General features: G+C 40.8%; 19 protein-coding genes. 11 read left to right on the top strand and 8 right to left on the bottom strand.

Annotated elements, in window-relative coordinates:
• The first annotated feature begins 21 nt into the window (after positions 1-21).
• The 4 genes from BDD43_RS17010 (at position 22) to coaD (ending at position 2,978) form a co-directional block, all read left to right on the top strand.
• Positions 22-843: a DUF3822 family protein gene (locus tag BDD43_RS17010; RefSeq protein ID WP_162847097.1), complete on the top strand. Its 822-nt coding sequence runs from the start codon at positions 22-24 to the stop codon at positions 841-843.
• Positions 819-1,361, top strand: coding sequence for a 16S rRNA (guanine(966)-N(2))-methyltransferase RsmD (gene rsmD / locus BDD43_RS17005; protein WP_121198802.1), 543 nt, complete (start codon positions 819-821; stop codon positions 1,359-1,361). The genes BDD43_RS17010 and rsmD overlap by 25 nt, the downstream gene beginning before the upstream one ends.
• A gap of 40 nt (positions 1,362-1,401) precedes the next feature.
• A complete protein-coding gene (locus BDD43_RS17000; protein ID WP_121198801.1) occupies positions 1,402-2,436 on the top strand; it encodes a hypothetical protein in 1,035 nt (344 codons plus the stop codon).
• Positions 2,437-2,516: 80 nt separating this feature from the next.
• Complete coding sequence (gene coaD, locus BDD43_RS16995; protein ID WP_121198800.1) at positions 2,517-2,978, top strand: pantetheine-phosphate adenylyltransferase; 462 nt, start codon at positions 2,517-2,519, stop codon at positions 2,976-2,978.
• Here coaD and BDD43_RS16990 read toward each other — a convergent pair.
• The 5 genes from BDD43_RS16990 to BDD43_RS16965 all read right to left on the bottom strand — a co-directional run bounded on the left by BDD43_RS16990 (position 2,947) and on the right by BDD43_RS16965 (position 7,930).
• Positions 2,947-3,591 (bottom strand): NUDIX hydrolase, encoded by a 645-nt coding sequence (locus BDD43_RS16990; protein ID WP_121198799.1) that lies wholly within the window; start codon positions 3,589-3,591, stop codon positions 2,947-2,949. The genes coaD and BDD43_RS16990 overlap by 32 nt on opposite strands.
• 912 nt (positions 3,592-4,503) lie before the next feature.
• A complete protein-coding gene (locus BDD43_RS16980) occupies positions 4,504-4,848 on the bottom strand; it encodes an RNA recognition motif domain-containing protein (protein ID WP_162847096.1) in 345 nt (114 codons plus the stop codon).
• Between the two features lie 158 nt (positions 4,849-5,006).
• Positions 5,007-5,828, bottom strand: a complete 822-nt coding sequence (locus BDD43_RS16975; protein ID WP_246001615.1) for a DUF4249 domain-containing protein — start codon at positions 5,826-5,828, stop codon at positions 5,007-5,009.
• A 92-nt stretch (positions 5,829-5,920) separates the two neighbouring features.
• Positions 5,921-6,865: a phosphoribosylaminoimidazolesuccinocarboxamide synthase gene (locus tag BDD43_RS16970; RefSeq protein ID WP_121198796.1), complete on the bottom strand. Its 945-nt coding sequence runs from the start codon at positions 6,863-6,865 to the stop codon at positions 5,921-5,923.
• 108 nt (positions 6,866-6,973) lie between these two features.
• Entirely contained in the window at positions 6,974-7,930 is a 957-nt protein-coding gene (locus BDD43_RS16965) for a PhoH family protein (protein WP_121198795.1), read from the bottom strand.
• Between the two features lie 102 nt (positions 7,931-8,032).
• Between BDD43_RS16965 and BDD43_RS16960 the strand changes: the two genes are divergently transcribed.
• From BDD43_RS16960 to BDD43_RS16930, 7 genes are all read left to right on the top strand, one after another.
• Entirely contained in the window at positions 8,033-8,809 is a 777-nt protein-coding gene (locus BDD43_RS16960) for an SAM hydrolase/SAM-dependent halogenase family protein (RefSeq protein WP_121198794.1), read from the top strand.
• A gap of 14 nt (positions 8,810-8,823) precedes the next feature.
• Complete coding sequence (locus tag BDD43_RS16955; protein WP_121198793.1) at positions 8,824-9,342, top strand: hypothetical protein; 519 nt, start codon at positions 8,824-8,826, stop codon at positions 9,340-9,342.
• Between the two features lie 103 nt (positions 9,343-9,445).
• On the top strand, positions 9,446-11,269 hold the full coding sequence (locus BDD43_RS16950; RefSeq protein ID WP_121198792.1) for an ABC transporter ATP-binding protein: 1,824 nt from the start codon (positions 9,446-9,448) through the stop codon (positions 11,267-11,269).
• A gap of 95 nt (positions 11,270-11,364) precedes the next feature.
• On the top strand, positions 11,365-12,756 hold the full coding sequence (locus tag BDD43_RS16945) for an MBL fold metallo-hydrolase (RefSeq protein ID WP_121198791.1): 1,392 nt from the start codon (positions 11,365-11,367) through the stop codon (positions 12,754-12,756).
• A gap of 44 nt (positions 12,757-12,800) precedes the next feature.
• On the top strand, positions 12,801-13,319 hold the full coding sequence (locus BDD43_RS16940) for a hypothetical protein (RefSeq protein WP_147425664.1): 519 nt from the start codon (positions 12,801-12,803) through the stop codon (positions 13,317-13,319).
• A gap of 79 nt (positions 13,320-13,398) precedes the next feature.
• Positions 13,399-13,980, top strand: coding sequence for a hypothetical protein (locus BDD43_RS16935; protein ID WP_162847095.1), 582 nt, complete (start codon positions 13,399-13,401; stop codon positions 13,978-13,980).
• Positions 13,981-13,989: 9 nt separating this feature from the next.
• Positions 13,990-14,547: a hypothetical protein gene (locus BDD43_RS16930; protein ID WP_121198788.1), complete on the top strand. Its 558-nt coding sequence runs from the start codon at positions 13,990-13,992 to the stop codon at positions 14,545-14,547.
• Positions 14,548-14,601: 54 nt separating this feature from the next.
• On the opposite strand, the gene BDD43_RS16925 is transcribed toward BDD43_RS16930, so the two are convergent.
• The 3 genes from BDD43_RS16925 to rpe form a co-directional block, all read right to left on the bottom strand.
• Positions 14,602-15,552 carry a D-2-hydroxyacid dehydrogenase gene (locus BDD43_RS16925; protein ID WP_211339687.1) on the bottom strand — a complete coding sequence of 317 codons (951 nt, stop codon included), beginning with the start codon at positions 15,550-15,552 and terminating at the stop codon, positions 14,602-14,604.
• Positions 15,553-15,668: 116 nt separating this feature from the next.
• A complete protein-coding gene (serC, locus tag BDD43_RS16920) occupies positions 15,669-16,736 on the bottom strand; it encodes a 3-phosphoserine/phosphohydroxythreonine transaminase (protein ID WP_121198787.1) in 1,068 nt (355 codons plus the stop codon).
• A 239-nt stretch (positions 16,737-16,975) separates the two neighbouring features.
• A complete protein-coding gene (gene rpe / locus BDD43_RS16915; protein WP_121198786.1) occupies positions 16,976-17,629 on the bottom strand; it encodes a ribulose-phosphate 3-epimerase in 654 nt (217 codons plus the stop codon).
• Positions 17,630-17,669: the final 40 nt, after the last annotated feature.

Here is a 17,669-nt window from a genome sequence, read left to right as displayed (position 1 = left end):
TATTTTTTTTACTTTTGCTTTATGAGTAAAGGCCGGTTTAATTATTACGACCCTGAATACGACCCGAAGGTTACCGATGGTAACGAGTTGTTGCTGGTAGTTAACAATAATACATTTGGGTTTATTGTTTCGCAAATACGGACTAAAAAAGTGCTGGTTTGGGGCGAAGATTATGATAACGACGAATTACAAAACCCCGAAGCTTTAAAGGATATTTTGTTGGGCAATTACAGCAGCGTAAAGGCCGTTGTACCATCGGTTACCTTTACAATTATACCCAAGGACCTTTTTAAAGAGACCGACATTATAGAGTACAGCAGGTTTTTAACCCCCGAGCCCGATGATGTTTTGCTAACCAATGAGTTTGATGTAACCAATAACGTGGTGTTTGCGGTAAGCAAAACCATAATGGAGGTACTTAAAAACAAGCTTAATAAGGCATCTATCTTTTTTGCGGGAAAAGTTTTTGCCGCTACCGTAAATTTTGCCAGGCATGACAATGCCAATTTATACGCGCATATAGAAGGCAACAGGTTGCAATTGCTTTATTTTAGAAATGCTGAGTTTGCCTTTTATAATAATTTTGAGTTTAACAACCCCGACGAGTTAATGTACTTTGTTGTGCTGACAGCTAACGAATTGGGCCTTAATTTAGACGAAACATCGGTTATATTAAGTGGAGATGTTAACATATCCGACAAAAAAATACATCGCGTAAGCGATTTATTGCCAAAGGTTTACCTCAACCAAACCAAAATGGTACAGCTCCCTCAGGGGTTTTTATCCCACCAAATATTATTACTCTCGGGCCTTACCCTATGCGAATCATTGGTGGAAAACTAAAAGGGTTACGGCTAAATACGCCTAAAAACCTACCTGTACGCCCTACAACCGACCTGGCCAAGGAAGCACTTTTTAATATATTGAACAATCAGATTGATTTTGACGATATCAAGGTGCTTGACCTGTTTAGCGGCACGGGCAATATTTCGTTAGAGTTTGCGTCGCGCGGGGCTGCCGAAGTTGTATCCATCGATAGAAGTATACAATGCATCAATTATTTAAAAGATACCGCGCGCCAGCATGGTTTAACAAACATTAAAACCTTTAAGGCCGATGTGTTTAAGTATCTTGAAATGGAAACCGAGCAGTACGACCTGATATTTGCCGACCCGCCATACGATTTGAACCGAATCCCCGATATACCCAAAATAGTTTTTGAAAAGCAGTTGCTTAACGCCGATGGTTTACTCATTGTGGAGCACCAATCGATGCAAAACCTGAGCCAGCACCCTGCCTTTGTTGAGCAGAGGAAATATGGACATTCGTCTTTTTCGTTCTTCAAAATGTTAGTATCTTAACCCAGTAAAAACTGATACCTGATATTTTATCGCATTCTTAATGAAAAAACATTTACTCATTTTGCTTTTGGTTTGTGTAGTATGCGCCTTGCTGCCAGGCTGCTATTTTAACTTTAATTTTAACAAAGTGGGTACGTGGCGAAATAAAACAATTGATGAAGATGTTAGAAACGAAATTGACGTACTGGATAAAAAGCTTTTTAAAGGCATCATGACCCAGGATGTTAAAGCCGTTAAAAAATTAATGGCCGAGGGATTGATTAAGAAAAAAGGAAAAACCGTTGACAGCGTTGTTACCGAATTTGGCGCGCTTTTTAAAGCGAAAGATTATCGGTTACTGGACGAATTTTACTGTAAAAGTGCCACCGAAAACACTAATCATGTATTACAATCTGATAAAGAAAATAATAACGATTATAAAATAGAATTTCTGGCGTTAAATAAAGAAACCTATGTATCGGTAATGGTATCAACTAACCTGCCGGTTAATTGCTTAATTTTGGCAATTTACGGCAAATACGAAACCGGCTGGAAGTTGAATATTTTACGCATTGGTGAATACTCGGTAATGGACCAAACCGCGCCCGAATATTATGATTTGGCGGTAAACCAATTTACAAAAGGCAATATTGTAGATGCCGTGGATATGATAGTTATGGCAGCGCGGCTGGCTTATCCGGCTGGCGATTACCTTATCTATAAAAACGATTACGAGATGAAGGATACGTATTCGGTAATTTTGAAGGATGCGGGAGCAAAATATAAGCTACCCTATATTATAAACGAGGTTAAAACTAAACCCGCAATTTTTGCTATTGGGCCCCTTTTTATCAGTGATCCGGCAAACAGGGGTATTTTCCCCTTAGTACGTTATCAATCGTCAATTCCAATCAGCGATACCATTGCTTTAAAAGCCGAGAATCAAAATGTTCAAAAAGCCATAGGAGGTATATTTAAAGGTATCGATAAAAACAAGTATGGCATCATTTATGATGCTTACAATAGCATACCCGACTCGCTTACACCGGGCAAGTATTTTACCATTTTACAAAAGTTGAAATATGGCAAAGAGTGAGTTTTTAACCTTCAACTAAAATGCAATAATATCTGTACTTTCGGGTATTGATAACTGTGGTATATTACAAACATCCCATCATGAAAATCGCACTTTTCCCAGGCTCGTTCGATCCGGTAACCAAGGCCCACGTTGATATATTAAAACGATCGGTAGCTTTGTTTGATAAGGTTTACGTTGGCATTGGCATCAATAGCACAAAAAAAAGCTTTTTAACAGTAGAAAAGCGCGAGCAAATGTTACGTGCAGTTTTTGAAAACGAGCCCAAAGTACATGTTATTGCCTACGAAGGCCTAACAGTTAACTTTTGCCGCGAAATTGGTGCCGGTTACATGATACGTGGCATACGCACCGTGTCGGATTTTGAATACGAAAAGGCAATAGCCCAGATGAACCACGCCCTTGAGCCCGATATTGAGAGCATATTTATTGTAAGCAAACCGGGTTACTCATCAATAAGTTCTACCATTGTGCGCGAAATTTTGCGCTATAACGGCAACGCAGAACAGTTTATCCCGAAAGAGGCTCTTCAATATCTTTAAACAACTCTACCTGTTCCATCACCTGTAAAATTGATGGGAAGGTGTTTTTTGTAATGATGTTTGTTTTATCGCGCGTAAACCAGCGTACGTCGGTAATGCCTTCTTCTTTTTGAGGTTTTAGCTTATCCTGGCCAACGCATTTCATTTTAAACCAGTATGTTTTTTTAAGCACTACCTCGCCCTTGTAAATATAGGCGTGGTAGGTTTTGCATATTTTGCTGCCCAGTTTTTTAACCACTATACCGCACTCTTCCTCAACCTCGCGTACGGCTGCTATTTTTATTTTTTCGTCTTTTTCAATTTTGCCTTTGGGCAGGTCCCATTTGCCGTTTCTAAAAATGAATAAATATTCTTTACGCTCATTCTTGGTTAAGCCGCCTGCCGCTTCAATTACCTGTACCGACTTAATTATCTTTTTAAAAAAAGCCTTGGCATCGGTGCAAACCACAAAAAAATTATAGCCGGGGTATTGATCCAGTATTAGCGGGTATACTATCTTTAAATCAAAGGCCTGATGGTTGATCTGTTGAAAGTTTCTGAGATTTGTAGGTACCGACTCTGTTATTAACAGCGTTTTTTGGTTGATATATATTTTATAGATTGACCCTGCCATATGATTTGCAAAAGCGCCGCTCAATTAACCTTGCGACCTGTTTTAGGAATTAAAATAACCGTATTTTTTGCTTTGTGCGATATTGATAAACTTGCCGAAGCTATTAAATTAAGCTAACACTCCCTAAATTTAATTAGCAAGCCCCAAAATATGTTGTAAATAAACTGAATAAAGCTGTAATAATAGCAAAATTGACTTTTTATCTCAGTAAAATTTATCAATGTATTGCGCTGTAACAACTAATAGTTAACATAAAACACAAAATTTATACTAAAGGTAAAAAAAACATCAATTTATTATTAATTAATTATAAAAACAACTAAAAAATTACACTAATTAACGTATTATGCAATTCTTAATGCAAATTTAATATCTTTTCAAATCTAATTTAGTTATATTAGTGAAAATAAATCAGCACATTAATTTGCCGTGCAAAACCGGAAATGAAAAACATGGAAGACTCAAACGAACTTTCAAAAAAAGAGCCCTTTTGCCGGAGATGCAAATTGAAATTAACCAGCAGGGTTCCCCGCGGCTTTCTTGTTAAAACGCTTTTGTTTTTTTTGCCAATAAAACGGTACCGGTGTTCCAAATGCAATCGTAAAATGTATGTTTTAAATTAATTTTACCTCAAACAACCAAATGCAATATTAATACGTATTTGACAATACCAATTAGTATTGCTATTGAATGAGAGATAAATTTAGCCACAATAATTATTTTTGCCCTGTTTGCGGAAAGCCCTATCATTACCAATTACCCAGAAGCTGGTTTGTTAAAAACATCCTCGGCTTTTGGAAAGTACGAAAGTTTTTTTGCGCCAGTTGCCAAAAAGCGCGCTATGTTAACATTGGTAAATGATGCTATTTCGATTTTTTTGAAGTTACCGTTGCAACACCCAACATAAAAAAACTATGCCCGCCTTGGCCGTTTAGGCCTGGGCGCGTCTGGGCGGCTTTGTTGCCGCGAATAGTCTTTTTTTAAGGTATTCTGCTCCACGGGTTTTGTTGCATTCTTCTCTTCTGCAAAACGCACACTCATGGTTCTGCCGTCAATTTCAACACCATCAAGAGCTGTTATGGCCCGGCTGGCACCTGCGTCGTCGGTCATGGTAATAAAGCCATAACCTTTACTTTCGCCGGTGTCTTTATCTGTAATAACGGTAACCGTATTTACCGCGCCGTGGATGCTAAATATTTCCATCAGCTCTATTTCCTGCATGTCTTTGGGGAAACCCACTATAAAAAGCTTTGCCATAACAACAACAAATATACAATGCTTTCCTTTCATAACAGCCCCTCTAGTTTCAAACTAAATATATTTAGTTTAAAACTTTACTAAAATTATGCTCAAAGGCCTTTAAAATAGGTGATATTATTGGTTCTTTCGTTTAAAAACCCAAAAAACGGTTTAGTTTACGGTTTTACCACAATGCTGATACTTTGAGTAGTATGGGCGCTAAAGTAACCCAGTGCGGCAGGTGTTATGTTAGTTGGCGGGTTGGTTGGGGTAACTCCACCGCCCGGGCCGTTAGGCTGTTGTTGCATTAAGGTGTACCAATAGGTGTAAATGCTGCTATCAATACACTGCATTTCTACCAACACGGTATCGCCGGGATAAATGTCAATATCGGTTTGCCTCAAATCTGTATGGGCGTACTTTCCGTCGTTAAAGTTATCGTTATAAGCAAACACACTTTTTACCTGTACACCGTTAACATACATTACAAACCTGTACTGGTTGGCTACACCTAACGGATCCTGATAGTGTACTGTTATTTGCTTGCGGTTTTTACTGGCATTAATAACAGTATTTTTTGAAGTAACCGAATCGAGCGTTACAACCGCTAGCAGGGTTGAAGTTGCCGTGTAGCTTTTGCCGTTAGTTAACACATTGAGTGTATAAACATTACCGGGAATACCCGCAAGCTGGCTTACCGAATATGTACCGGCAGGTGCTTCCGTCATTTGATAGGTATTGCCTTTATTATCACTAACTGCAACGGTAGCACCAGAAACTGCCGGATAAACATTGGTGCTGGTAAATGCCACGTTTTGAGTAAGTTTTACCGATTGCACGCCCTTAACATTGGTGATATTACCTTCAACAACTAATTTGCCGGTATCGGTACCCAATTGCAAATCAACCACCCTTGTACACGATGTTGCTAACAATGCAGTAACTGATACTACGCCACATAACTTAAATGACTTGCGGAAGGCTGATAAAATATTCACATGCAATTATACGAAATATGGCCGAACTATCAGCCCATTTACCCAGGCATCCACTAAAAACCACTATTTAAGCAAAAAATAAAAAATCTAATTTAAAGTTTACTTAACGCTTCTTCCACATTGTTCTGCACTCGTTCCAACACATTCCCGGCTTCGGGCTTAACAAAGGTTTCGCCAATAATTTGTTCGTAAAGTTCAATATACCTTTCGGAGATTGATGCTACCTTTTCCGGCGTCATTACCGGTACAGTTTGGCCGTCTTTCCCCTGGAAACCATTTTCTATCAGCCAACGGCGCACAAACTCCTTACTTAACTGCTTTTGCGGCTCGCCGGTTTGCTGGCGTTCCTGGTAACCTTCCTTGTAAAAGTAACGTGATGAATCGGGCGTGTGTATCTCATCAATTAAATAAATAACGCCATCGGCTTTGCCAAATTCGTATTTGGTATCCACCAAAATAAGTCCTTGTTTATCGGCCATCTCGGTGCCTCGCTGATACAGGGCGCGTGTATAAGCTTCTAACTGGATGTAATCACTTTCGGATACGATACCTTTCGCCAAAATATCCTCGCGCGAAATATCCTCATCGTGCCCAACAGATGCTTTGGTTGTTGGCGTGATAATGGGCTCTGCAAGTTTATCGTTTTCTTTCAATCCTTCGGGCAGGTTAACGCCGCAAACCGTGCGCCTTCCGGCGGCATATTCGCGGGCGGCATGCCCGGCCAAATATCCGCGAATCACCATTTCTACCTTAAAAGGTTCGCAAATACGGCCAATAGTCACGTTCGGGTCGGGTACGGCAATTACCCAGTTGGGTACAATATCCGCAGTGGCACTCAAAAATTTAGCAGCTATTTGGTTAAGCACCTGCCCCTTAAATGGTATTGCCTCGGGCAAAACCACATCAAAGGCCGATATTCTGTCGGTAACCACCATGGCAAGGTATTTATCGGCAATGGTGTAAACATCCCTAACCTTGCCTTTATAAAAAGCTGTTTGGTTTGGAAGTGTAAAGTGTGTTTCTTTTATTGAATTCATTTGTTAGTACATAGTAGTTAGTACATAGTAGTTAGATAAAGTACTGCAATTAGTATTTGGCACAAACCAAAGGTCTAAATACTATGTACTAAATACTAACTACTCTTCTTATTGTATATCCCCGTAAGCTTCTAAAATTTTCCTAACCAGTTTGTGGCGCACTACGTCTTCGCCGGTAAGGTAAATTATATCAATGCCTTTAATATCAGTTAAAATACGCAGGGCCGTATGCAAACCGCTTTGTTGTTTTTTAGGTAAATCTATCTGGGTAACGTCGCCGGTAACAATAAATTTGGCTGTTGGACCCATACGGGTTAAAAACATTTTTAATTGCATGTCGGTGGCATTTTGCGCCTCATCTAAAATAACAAAGCAATTATCCAATGTACGGCCACGCATAAATGCCAGGGGCGCAATTTCAATGGTACGGTTTTCAAGGTATAGCTTTAGCTTATCTACCGGTATCATATCATCCAGCGCATCGTATAAAGGGCGCAGGTATGGGTCAATCTTTTCTTTTAGGTCACCGGGTAAAAAACCAAGGTTCTCCCCTGCTTCAACAGCCGGCCGGGTTAATATAATGCGTTTAACCTCTTTATTTTTAAGTGCGCGTACAGCCAAAGCAACGGCAGTATAGGTTTTGCCTGTACCTGCGGGGCCAATGGCAAAAATAATGTCGTTTTTTACAATGGTATCAACCATGCGGCGCTGGTTAGCCGTACGTGCCTTCACCATAATACCATTGGGGCCAAATACAATTACCTCGCCCATGTTTTTTTCGGTATTGGCTTCGGCAGCAGTGGGTTCGTGTATTTTGGCACCGAGTATGCGGCCCAGTTCGTTGGTATCTAAAGTTTCGTATTTTTCAACGTGCTGTATCAGCTTGTTAAGCTTCTCCTGGAAAATGTTTAATTCGGCTTCGTCTCCCAGTACTTTAATCTCGTTGCCACGCGCAACTAATTTAAGCTTAGGATATTGCTTTTTGATGATCTCGAAATGATCGTTATTGGGGCCCCATAAAACTGCGGGGTTAATATGCTCAATAGTTAATTTTAGTTCGTTCAAGCTATGGATTTTTTAGTTTTCGGGTTTTTTATTGAATTAAAAATTGAATATTTGTAGCCGCTAAGGCGTTTACAAGATTAGCAATAATATTTAAAAAAATTAATGGCAATTATAACTTTAACTACTGATCTGGGCGATAAAGATATTTATCAGGCCGCCCTTAAAGGTAGTATTTTAAAGTTACTGCCCACAGTTACCATTGTTGATATTACCCACTCGGTTGCCGCGTTTAATGTACAACAAGCGGCTTTTATTTTAAAAAATAGTTTTCATTATTTTCCCGAAGGAACAGTTCACCTTATCGGGATAGATACTGTTTATAACGAATACACCAAATATCTTGCCGTAAAATACCGTAACCATTATTTTGTTGGTGCCGATAACGGGATATTCTCGCTCATGTTTACGGATGATGTGGAAGATATGTTCGAGATCAATATTATGCAGGATCTTAAATTTTTGCATTTTCCGCTTGCCGATATTTTTGTAAAAGCCGCCTGCCACCTGGCCCGGGGCGGTGCATTGCAGCAAATTGGCTTACCCATAACCACGCTGGAGAAGAAGATGAACCTACAGCCAGTGGTTGAAAAAAATGTAATAAAAGGCAGCGTTATCTACATCGATTCGTTTCAGAACGTAATTACCAATATTACCAAAGAGTTTTTTAACAGCGAACAAAAGGGCCGCAGGTTTGTATTGTATTTTAAACGTAACGAAACTATTAACCACCTGAGCTGGCACTACAATGAAGTGCCCGAGGGCGAAAAGCTTTGCATGTTTGGTATAAGCGACCACCTGGAAATTGCTATTAACAAAGGCAATGCAAGCGGACTGCTCGGACTAAACCTTGGCGATAGCGTAATTATCGATTTTCAGTAATTCAAATCAAATTCATGAAAACTTTATTCATGTGCCTTGCCCTGGCACTTACTTTTTTGGTTGCCCGCGCGGCAGATACCGATTCGGCAACATACAATTTACAGCGTAAAAAAATAAATATGCTATTGGCCGAACGCAGTGCAAAGTTTAGCCAATATAGCCAAAGCCTCAACACTAAAACCGGAATTTTTGGCTGGCAAACTAAAAAAGACATTCGCCGATCGGGCGAGATACTGATGGATATTGCCAAAACCGACGAGGTAATATTTCGCGAAATTAAAGTACTGCTCGATTTTAAAACGTTTCAAACCACGCAGGTCATAGCCAAATCTAACGATTCGGAAGATCGTAGTTATAATTACATGGTAACTATTAACAAGCTACGCCAGCAAAACGAACAGTTGGAGTTACAACGGGCGCAGGAAGTTAACCAATACAGGCAAAAACAAACCATCCACGTTATTATTATACTGTTGCTCATATTAACGTCAATTTTTTTGTTTTTCCGAAAGTCGCCGGTTAACAAAGCTTAATTGGTTAGTTTTGTAGTTATGCCATGCTTAAATAGTACACCTTGGTTAAAGTATTTTAACGTCAATACCGTCCTCTATCTAAATACACCTTTAAATTAAATTTATGGCACGAGGACGAAACAGCGGTAACATATCAGCACCAGAACTACCCAAAGCTAAGATCAATAAAGAAGGCATAAAAAACCTGCGAAAACTGTTAACATATATTAAACCTTATCGGTTTAAATTTGCGGCAGCACTGTTGTTCCTTATTTTATCCAGTTTAACTGGTTTAGCCTTCCCAAAACTATTGGGCGGAATAATTGACGCAGCCAAGGGCGAGGTAAGCAAAGGCATTCTGCCATCAAATTTAAATACCATTGGGCTCATATCTTTCGCTATATTATTTGTTCAGGCATTCGTTTCATTTTTCCGGGTTACCTGGTTTGTACAAATAGCCGAGAATGCCCTGGCCGATATACGCCGCGATACTTATTTCAAGCTCATTACTTTACCAATGAATTTCTTCGCCAACCGCCGTGTTGGCGAACTGAATAGCCGCATTTCTGCCGATCTTTCCCAAATACAAGATGTGTTAACTACATCCTTTGCCGAAATATTGCGCTTACTCATCATCTTGGTAGGCGGTATCAGCATGATGGCCATCGTATCGGGTAAATTAGCCTTGATCTTATTAATTATACTACCCGTAATTGCCCCTTGCGCCATATTTTTTGGCAGGTTTATCCGCAAAATATCGCGCCAGGCGCAAGATCAGTTGGCCGAATCAAATACCATTGTTGAAGAAACCCTGCAAGGAATTGCCAATGTAAAAGCATTTGTTAACGAGGCCTTTGAAGCTGGCCGCTACAATAAAAGCATCCGCAAAGTAGCAAGTTTGGCCATTAAGGGCGCCAAATTTCGTGGGTTGTTTGCTTCGTTTATTGTATTTTGCTTGTTTGGTGTAATAGTAGGTGTAATTTGGTATGGCGCCCACCTGGTTAGCTTGAAGGAACTTAAAGTTGGCGAGTTAACCGAGTTTGTTTTATATGCCATATTGGTTTCGGGCACGCTTGCTGGCCTGCCGGAGCAATATGCCAATATCCAGCGCGCCGTGGGCTCAAGCGAGCGGGTAGTTGAAATTTTGAATGAGCAAGGCGAAACCATTAATATTGGGGAAACAGAAAATTATATAACACAAAACATTAAAGGCAATCTTACTTTCAGGGATGTAAAGTTTCACTACCCTTCCCGTCCCGAAATTGACGTTTTAAAAGGTATCTCATTTGAGGCATCGGCCGGGCAAAAAGTTGCCATTGTAGGCCCAAGTGGTTCGGGAAAATCAACAATGGCGGCACTTATATTACAATTCTACCATCCCCAAAGCGGGCAATTATTATTTGATGATAAACCGGCGTGTGATTATTCACTAACCGACATCCGCAACCAGGTTGCAATCGTTCCGCAAGATGTTATGCTATTTGGTGGCACTATCCGCGAAAACATTGCCTATGGTAAGCTAGGCTCCAACGATGACGACATTATACAAGCAGCTAAACGCGCTAACGCCGATAGCTTCATTACCACCTTCCCCGAAGGTTATGACACGGTAGTGGGCGAACGCGGTGTAAAACTATCGGGCGGCCAGCGCCAGCGCATAGCCATTGCACGCGCATTATTAAAAAACCCTTCAATTTTAATTTTGGATGAAGCCACCTCATCGCTCGACTCGGAATCGGAACGTTTGGTGCAGGAAGCCTTAGAAGAGTTAATGAAAAACCGTACATCCATTATCATAGCGCACCGCCTTTCAACCATCCGCGAAGCAGATAAAATAATTGTATTAGAAAAAGGTGTTATATTAGAAAGCGGCAACCATAACGAATTACTTAAAAACGAACAGGGTTTGTACCGCTATTTAAGCGGATTACAATTTGAACTGGGGTGAAGAGCCCCACCCAACCCTCCCCGGAAGGGAGGGCTTTTTTTAAAGTCTCCGTTACCAGGGGAGATTTAGAAGGGGCTAAATAGACTAAAAAACAAATGAAACTAACCATACATGGTGCTGCTCAGCAAGTAACAGGTAGCATGCACCTGCTCCAGGTGGGCCAATACAAAATATTAATTGATTGCGGACTTGATTATGAGCGCGACCATAACGTACAGCTTAACGAAAACTTTGCCTTTAGGCCCGAAGAAATAGATGTTGTTGTTTTAACCCATGCTCATATAGATCATTCGGGTAATTTGCCCACACTTGTGCGCAGGGGTTTTAACGGGCAAATTTTATGTACCGCACCAACTGCCGAATTAAGCGAACTGCTATTGCTCGATTCGGTTAACATATTTATGCGCAAGGAGCAAACTTCGCGCAAGCACAACCGTAAGCGCCCCGGCCAGGGCAGGCAACCGCTATACCTGCAAAAACATGTGATGGACACGGTTGACCGCTTTGTTACCATTGGCTTTAACCGCCCTTTCCGCATAAACGGCGATATTGAATTAACGTTTATACCTGTAGGCCACTTGTTAGGAGCAGGTGCAGCAGTTTTTAAGGTTAACGATAATGGAACCGAAAAAACAATTGCCTTTACCGGCGATATTGGCCGCAAAAACTACCCCGTATTAAACGACCCGCAACCCCTGCCACCGGTAGACTATTTGGTTTGCGAGTCAACCTATGGTGGCCGCTACCACACCAAAGACAAAACCATTGAAGAAACGCTAACCGAAGTTATTGACCGGGCCTGCATTAAAGAATCGGGCAGGTTAATTATACCGGCATTTAGCATTGGGCGTACACAGGCGTTGGTTTTTTCGCTCAATAAAATATTCAGCAAAGGCTTATTGCCTCCCGTTAAGGTTTTTGTTGATAGCCCTATGGCCAGTATGGCTACAACCGTATTTCGCAAACATCACAGTATGCTTAACGGTGATGCACAGGATTTTTATCAAAAATTGGGCGATGAGTTTGAATTTGAAAACCTAACTTATATTGAAAGTTTAAAAGATAGCCGCCAGGTTTCAAATTATTTTGAACCTTGCATCATCATTTCGTCGGCAGGGATGTTGGAAGGTGGCCGCATTCAGGATCATTTGTACAACAACATTCAAAATTATTACTGTACCATATTATTTATTGGCTATTGCGCCAAGGGAACGCTGGGTTTCCGCCTTTTGCGGGGCGACCCTATTGTACATATTAAAGACCGCGACCTGGCTGTTTATGCAACCATTAAAAAAACAGATTTGTTTAGCGCGCATGGCGACCACGAAGATTTGATTGATACAATAAAACAACAAGACAGCGGTAAGTTGAAAAACATTTTTTTGGTACACGGCGAAACATCAAGCATGCAGGCCATGGCCGATGCACTGGATAGCGACGGCTATAAAGTTACTATTCCCGAAAAAGATTTAACTTATGAATTTTAATAGCTAAAAAAACAAAAAAGTATTTAATTTTAACCATGTTTTTGATGCTAAACGCCACATTACAGCACCGTTGGAAATCCATTTTATTAGCCTTTGCTCTTACAGCCCTGGCGGTGCTTTCCTCATGTGGTAAGCATCAGGATGGTTATTACATTGCATCAAAAAATGTTACCAGGATTATTCAAATTAATACCGATGCTACGGCCTACTCCATTACCTCCGCACCGGATATTGTTACTTTTACCACTCAGTCTGTAAATCCAAATTTGCCTAATTACCGCCAATATTTATTGAGCGGTACAAGCACAAACAACGGCACAAGCTTTACCCTGAGCTTCCATACCGATATTGTTGGCAGCGGAATTTATGTTTTGGATGGTTCGCAGTTTACTACCAGCTCCAAAACCTATATCTCCCTTGCAGCCAAAAGTACCGATAGGGTTAGCGAGATAAAAATAGACGATTCGGGCAAGGTATATAGTGGCAATTTTAGTTTTTACTCATTCAATAAAGTGGCACAAACCGACTCGGTTTTTTTAACGGGTGCCTATAGCGTAAAATAATTTAACTATTGGTTTTATCATATTATTACAATAACTTTAACCAGTTTACCAAATACCTATGAAAAAAACAATAATAACAATGAAAAACGCGCAAAAAAAATGGCGTACAGGTTTGGCGGCATTAATAATATTCACAGCCGTAATATCTTCTTGCCGAAAAGTTCCGGGGCATGATGTAACACCCAGTGGCGGCACAGGCACCACAGGTACTACAGGTACAACCACAGGCACATTTACCTTTAGAGTTAATGGCGGTGCTGTACAAACATGGACATTGCCTACCTATTATATGGGATTGGGCACTACACCCACTACCGGAACTAACGCTTTCTCAAACGTACCGAACACCCTAATTACCGGCGGCCCGGCAGATTTTAACTTAGCTTTAACAACCGCTGTAAGTGTGTGTTTTGCAGCCACAACTCCAGGTACTTATCCGGCGTCGGCATTTGGAACTTTTATCAAAACTCCGGGAGTATCATTAACGGGCGCCGGTGGCACTGTAATGATTACCGTAACCGACGAAAATATAACCATCACATCCACATCATTAGGTACAGTAAAAGGTAGTGCAAAGGGCACTTTTGCAGGTAACATGTTAGATATGAACACCTTTGCCCCTGTACCTGTTTCGGGAACGTTTGATGTTCAAATACAATAATTTGTGGATATGAAAAAAAAGTACTCACTAATTTTTTTGTTCTGCGCAGCAATTAGTACTGTCTCCTTATTTCCATCGTGCCGAAAAGTACCTGGACATGATGTAACTCCTTCCGGAAGCGGAAGTGGTACAGGTACTGGTACAGGTACAGGTACCAATACCATAACTTTCCAATTTTCTGGTAAAACATATACATGGAGCAGCCCTACTTATTTTGTGGGCTTAAACAGCGTCCCGGTTATGATGTCGCCCAAGTATTCAACCGAAATATCTTTCTTTGATTCGGGCTTAACTGGTTCTATTATTTTAGGTTATGAGGATACTGTCCCCGGCACTTATCCTATTGACTCGTTTTTCCTTACCATGACGGGCGTAAACCTACAGCAAACGGGAGCCACAAAATCTTTTAAGGCAACCATAACTTCCGAAAACATCCACGTTACAAATGTGGTTGGCAACTACGCCGCCGGAACAGTAAAAGGCACTTTTGATGGCTATGTTACCGATACTAATAGTGCGAAAAGCGACTCGGTTCGGGTTACAGGCTCGTTCAACGTTGCTCAATAAACCAATAAAGGCCGAAAATTTTCCGGCCTTTATTGGTTTGATTTCAAACTTTAATTACTTGTTAAAATAGCCGATAATTAAATTGGCAAGTTCAACACCAATGCGCTCCTGAGCCTCATTTGTGGCAGCACCAATATGCGGCGTAAGCGAAATTTTGGGGTGTTTCAATATTTCTTCGCGCGGGGTGGGTTCGTTATCAAAAACATCTAAACCTGCAAAACCAACTTTGCCACTGTTAAGGGCATCAATAAGTGCCAACTCATCAATGGTTCCGCCGCGTGAGCAATTAACCAGGCCAACGCCTTTTTTCACTTGTGCAAGCTCTTCGGCTCCTAATACCGGTTTATCGGTAAAGGGTACGTGTAAGCTTATAAAATCACTTTGCGTAATAACTTCTTCTTTGGTAGCAACCTTTACAGATGCTTTTACCTGTATACCACCACCTAAGGTTAATTCAACTTCGGGGTTAAACGGAAACAGATCGTAGGCCAGCACATCCATGCCCAAACCAATGGCTACTTTGGCTACTTCGCGGCCAATACGGCCAAAACCTAAAATACCTATAGTTTTACCACGCAGCTCAATACCTTTAGCATACGCCTTTTTCAAATCGTTAAATTTGGTGTTGCCTTCGGCCGGCATGCGGCGGTTGCTTTCGTATAAAAACCTTACGCCTGTAAACAGGTGGCCAAAAACCAATTCGGCAACAGATAATGATGATGATGCCGGAGTGTTAAATACGGCAACGCCTTTTTCTTTAGCGTAGTCAACATCAATATTATCAACACCTACACCGCCGCGGCCCACCAACTTAATGTTAGGGCAGGCGTCCAATAAAGCTTTGCGTACCTTAGTTGCACTGCGCACGGTTATGGCATCATATTCGTTTAAACGGGCAGGTAATTCATCCTGCGGAATATTTACGGTATCAATAAAAAAGCCGGCAGCTTCTAAAAGCGCCTTACCGGCAGGGTCAATACCATCATTAGCTAATATTTTGATCATCTTTTATGTTATTGTTTAGCCCCCCGGCCTCCCTAAAGGGGCAGTTATTGTCCTCGTTTAGAGTAGCCGGGAGTTAGTCGTTTTAATTTTGTTCCCCCTTTAGAGGGTTAGGGGGTTTATTTATACTTCTCGGCAAACTCCTGCATGGTTTCTATCAGCACATAAACACTGGTAATGGGCAATGCGTTGTAAATAGAAGCCCTGAAACCACCTGCACTGCGATGGCCCTTTATGCCAACAATATCCTTTTCATCGCAAAGTTTAAGGAACGGTTTTTCGTGCTCCGGGTTTTCGGTTAAAAAGCAAACATTCATTTTCGAGCGATCTTCGGGCACGCATACACCTTTAAACAAAGGATTACGGTCAATCTCTTCATACAAAGCAGCGGCTTTGGCATTATTGGCTTTCTCAATAGCTTCAACACCACCGTTAGCCTTTAACCAGCGCAGGGTAAGCATAGATACGTAAATAGCAAAACAAGGAGGCGTGTTGTACATTGAACCACCTTCTATCTGTGTTTGATAGTTTAGCATGGCCGGTATTTTACGATCAACCTTACCTAAAATATCATCCTTAACAATTACCAACGTTGTACCCGCCGGGCCCATATTTTTTTGAGCACCTGCATAAATTAAACCAAAATCGGCAACGTTAACTTTGCGGCTAAATATGTCTGAAGACATATCGCAAACCATTGGCACCGGTGACTTAGGGAACTCATGCAACTGGGTACCATAAATGGTATTGTTTGATGTTATATGGAAATAAGCAGCGTCGGCAGGTATCGCATAATCTTTAGGGATATGGCGGAAATTATCCTCTTTAGCGGTAGCCAAAACGTTAACACCGCCAAAATATTTAGCCTCCTTTATAGCTTTGTTTGCCCAAACACCGCTTTCAACATAAGCTGCTGTGCCGGTTGATGATAAAAGGTTATAAGGCACCATAGCAAACTGTGTGCTTGCGCCGCCCTGTAAAAATAATACTGAATAACCTTCGGGTACGCTAAACAACTCTTTTACCAAACGTATAGCCTCATCTAAAACAGCCTCAAATTCAACCGACCGGTGCGATATTTCTAAAATTGATAAACCAATTCCATTCAAATCAACTACGGCCTCGGCGGCTTGTTTTAGTACTTCGTGTGGTAAAATGCCTGGTCCGGCACCAAAATTATGTTTCATGTTCGTTGTATTTAGTATTCTGTATGTAAGCCTTTTGCGTTTTAACCTAAAAAACTATAGACTTTGTATATTATCATTGTCTCGAAAAACATTATACTCTGTTAAGAGTATGGAAATTTTTACGGCCCGAAGTTAGTAATTTGAAATTGTCCAGCTACTTTTTATCCAAAAATAATTCTTTAAAAAATCAATTATTACAAACCAACCATAGGGGGAATTTTCAACATAGCATTTTGTTTTTATACAATATGCTTCAGTAAACTTATGGCATCAATAGGGTTAGCTGCCGAAAACACGGCATTACCCGCCACCAATACATTTGCACCTGCGTTAACAAGCTTTGCGGCATTACTATCATCAACCCCACCGTCAATTTCAATATAAACCTTAGGGTTGCGCAATTGGCTTAGCTTTTTTAAATCGGCAATTTTTTTGTATGTATTATCTATAAACTTTTGAGCGCCAAAACCCGGATTAACCGACATAATGAGCACCAAATCCAAATCCTCAATAATATCATCAAGTAATGCAACCGGCGTGTGTGGGTTAATGGCCACCCCTGCCCTGCAACCCAGTTCTTTTATTTTATTAACTGTTCGGTTTAAATGTGTACAAGCCTCGTAATGTACGGTAATACCATCGGCCCCGGCATTTTTAAATTCTTCCAGATACCTGTCGGGGTCAACAATCATCAAATGCACATCCAATGGTTTTTGGGCATATTGTTTAATGGCCTTTATTACCGCGAAACCAAAAGATATATTGGGCACAAAAACGCCATCCATCACATCAACATGTATCCAATCGCCTTCGCTTTGGTTAAGCATCTCAATGTCGGTTTGTAAATTGGCGAAATTAGCCGTTAATATGGATGGGGAAAGCAGATGTTTCATGCGGCCAAACTTACGCAAAATTTTAAAACTATGCGTTTTG

The organism is Mucilaginibacter gracilis, assembly GCF_003633615.1.
GTDB lineage: Bacteria > Bacteroidota > Bacteroidia > Sphingobacteriales > Sphingobacteriaceae > Mucilaginibacter > Mucilaginibacter gracilis.
This window is presented reverse-complemented; position numbering and strand designations above follow the sequence as displayed.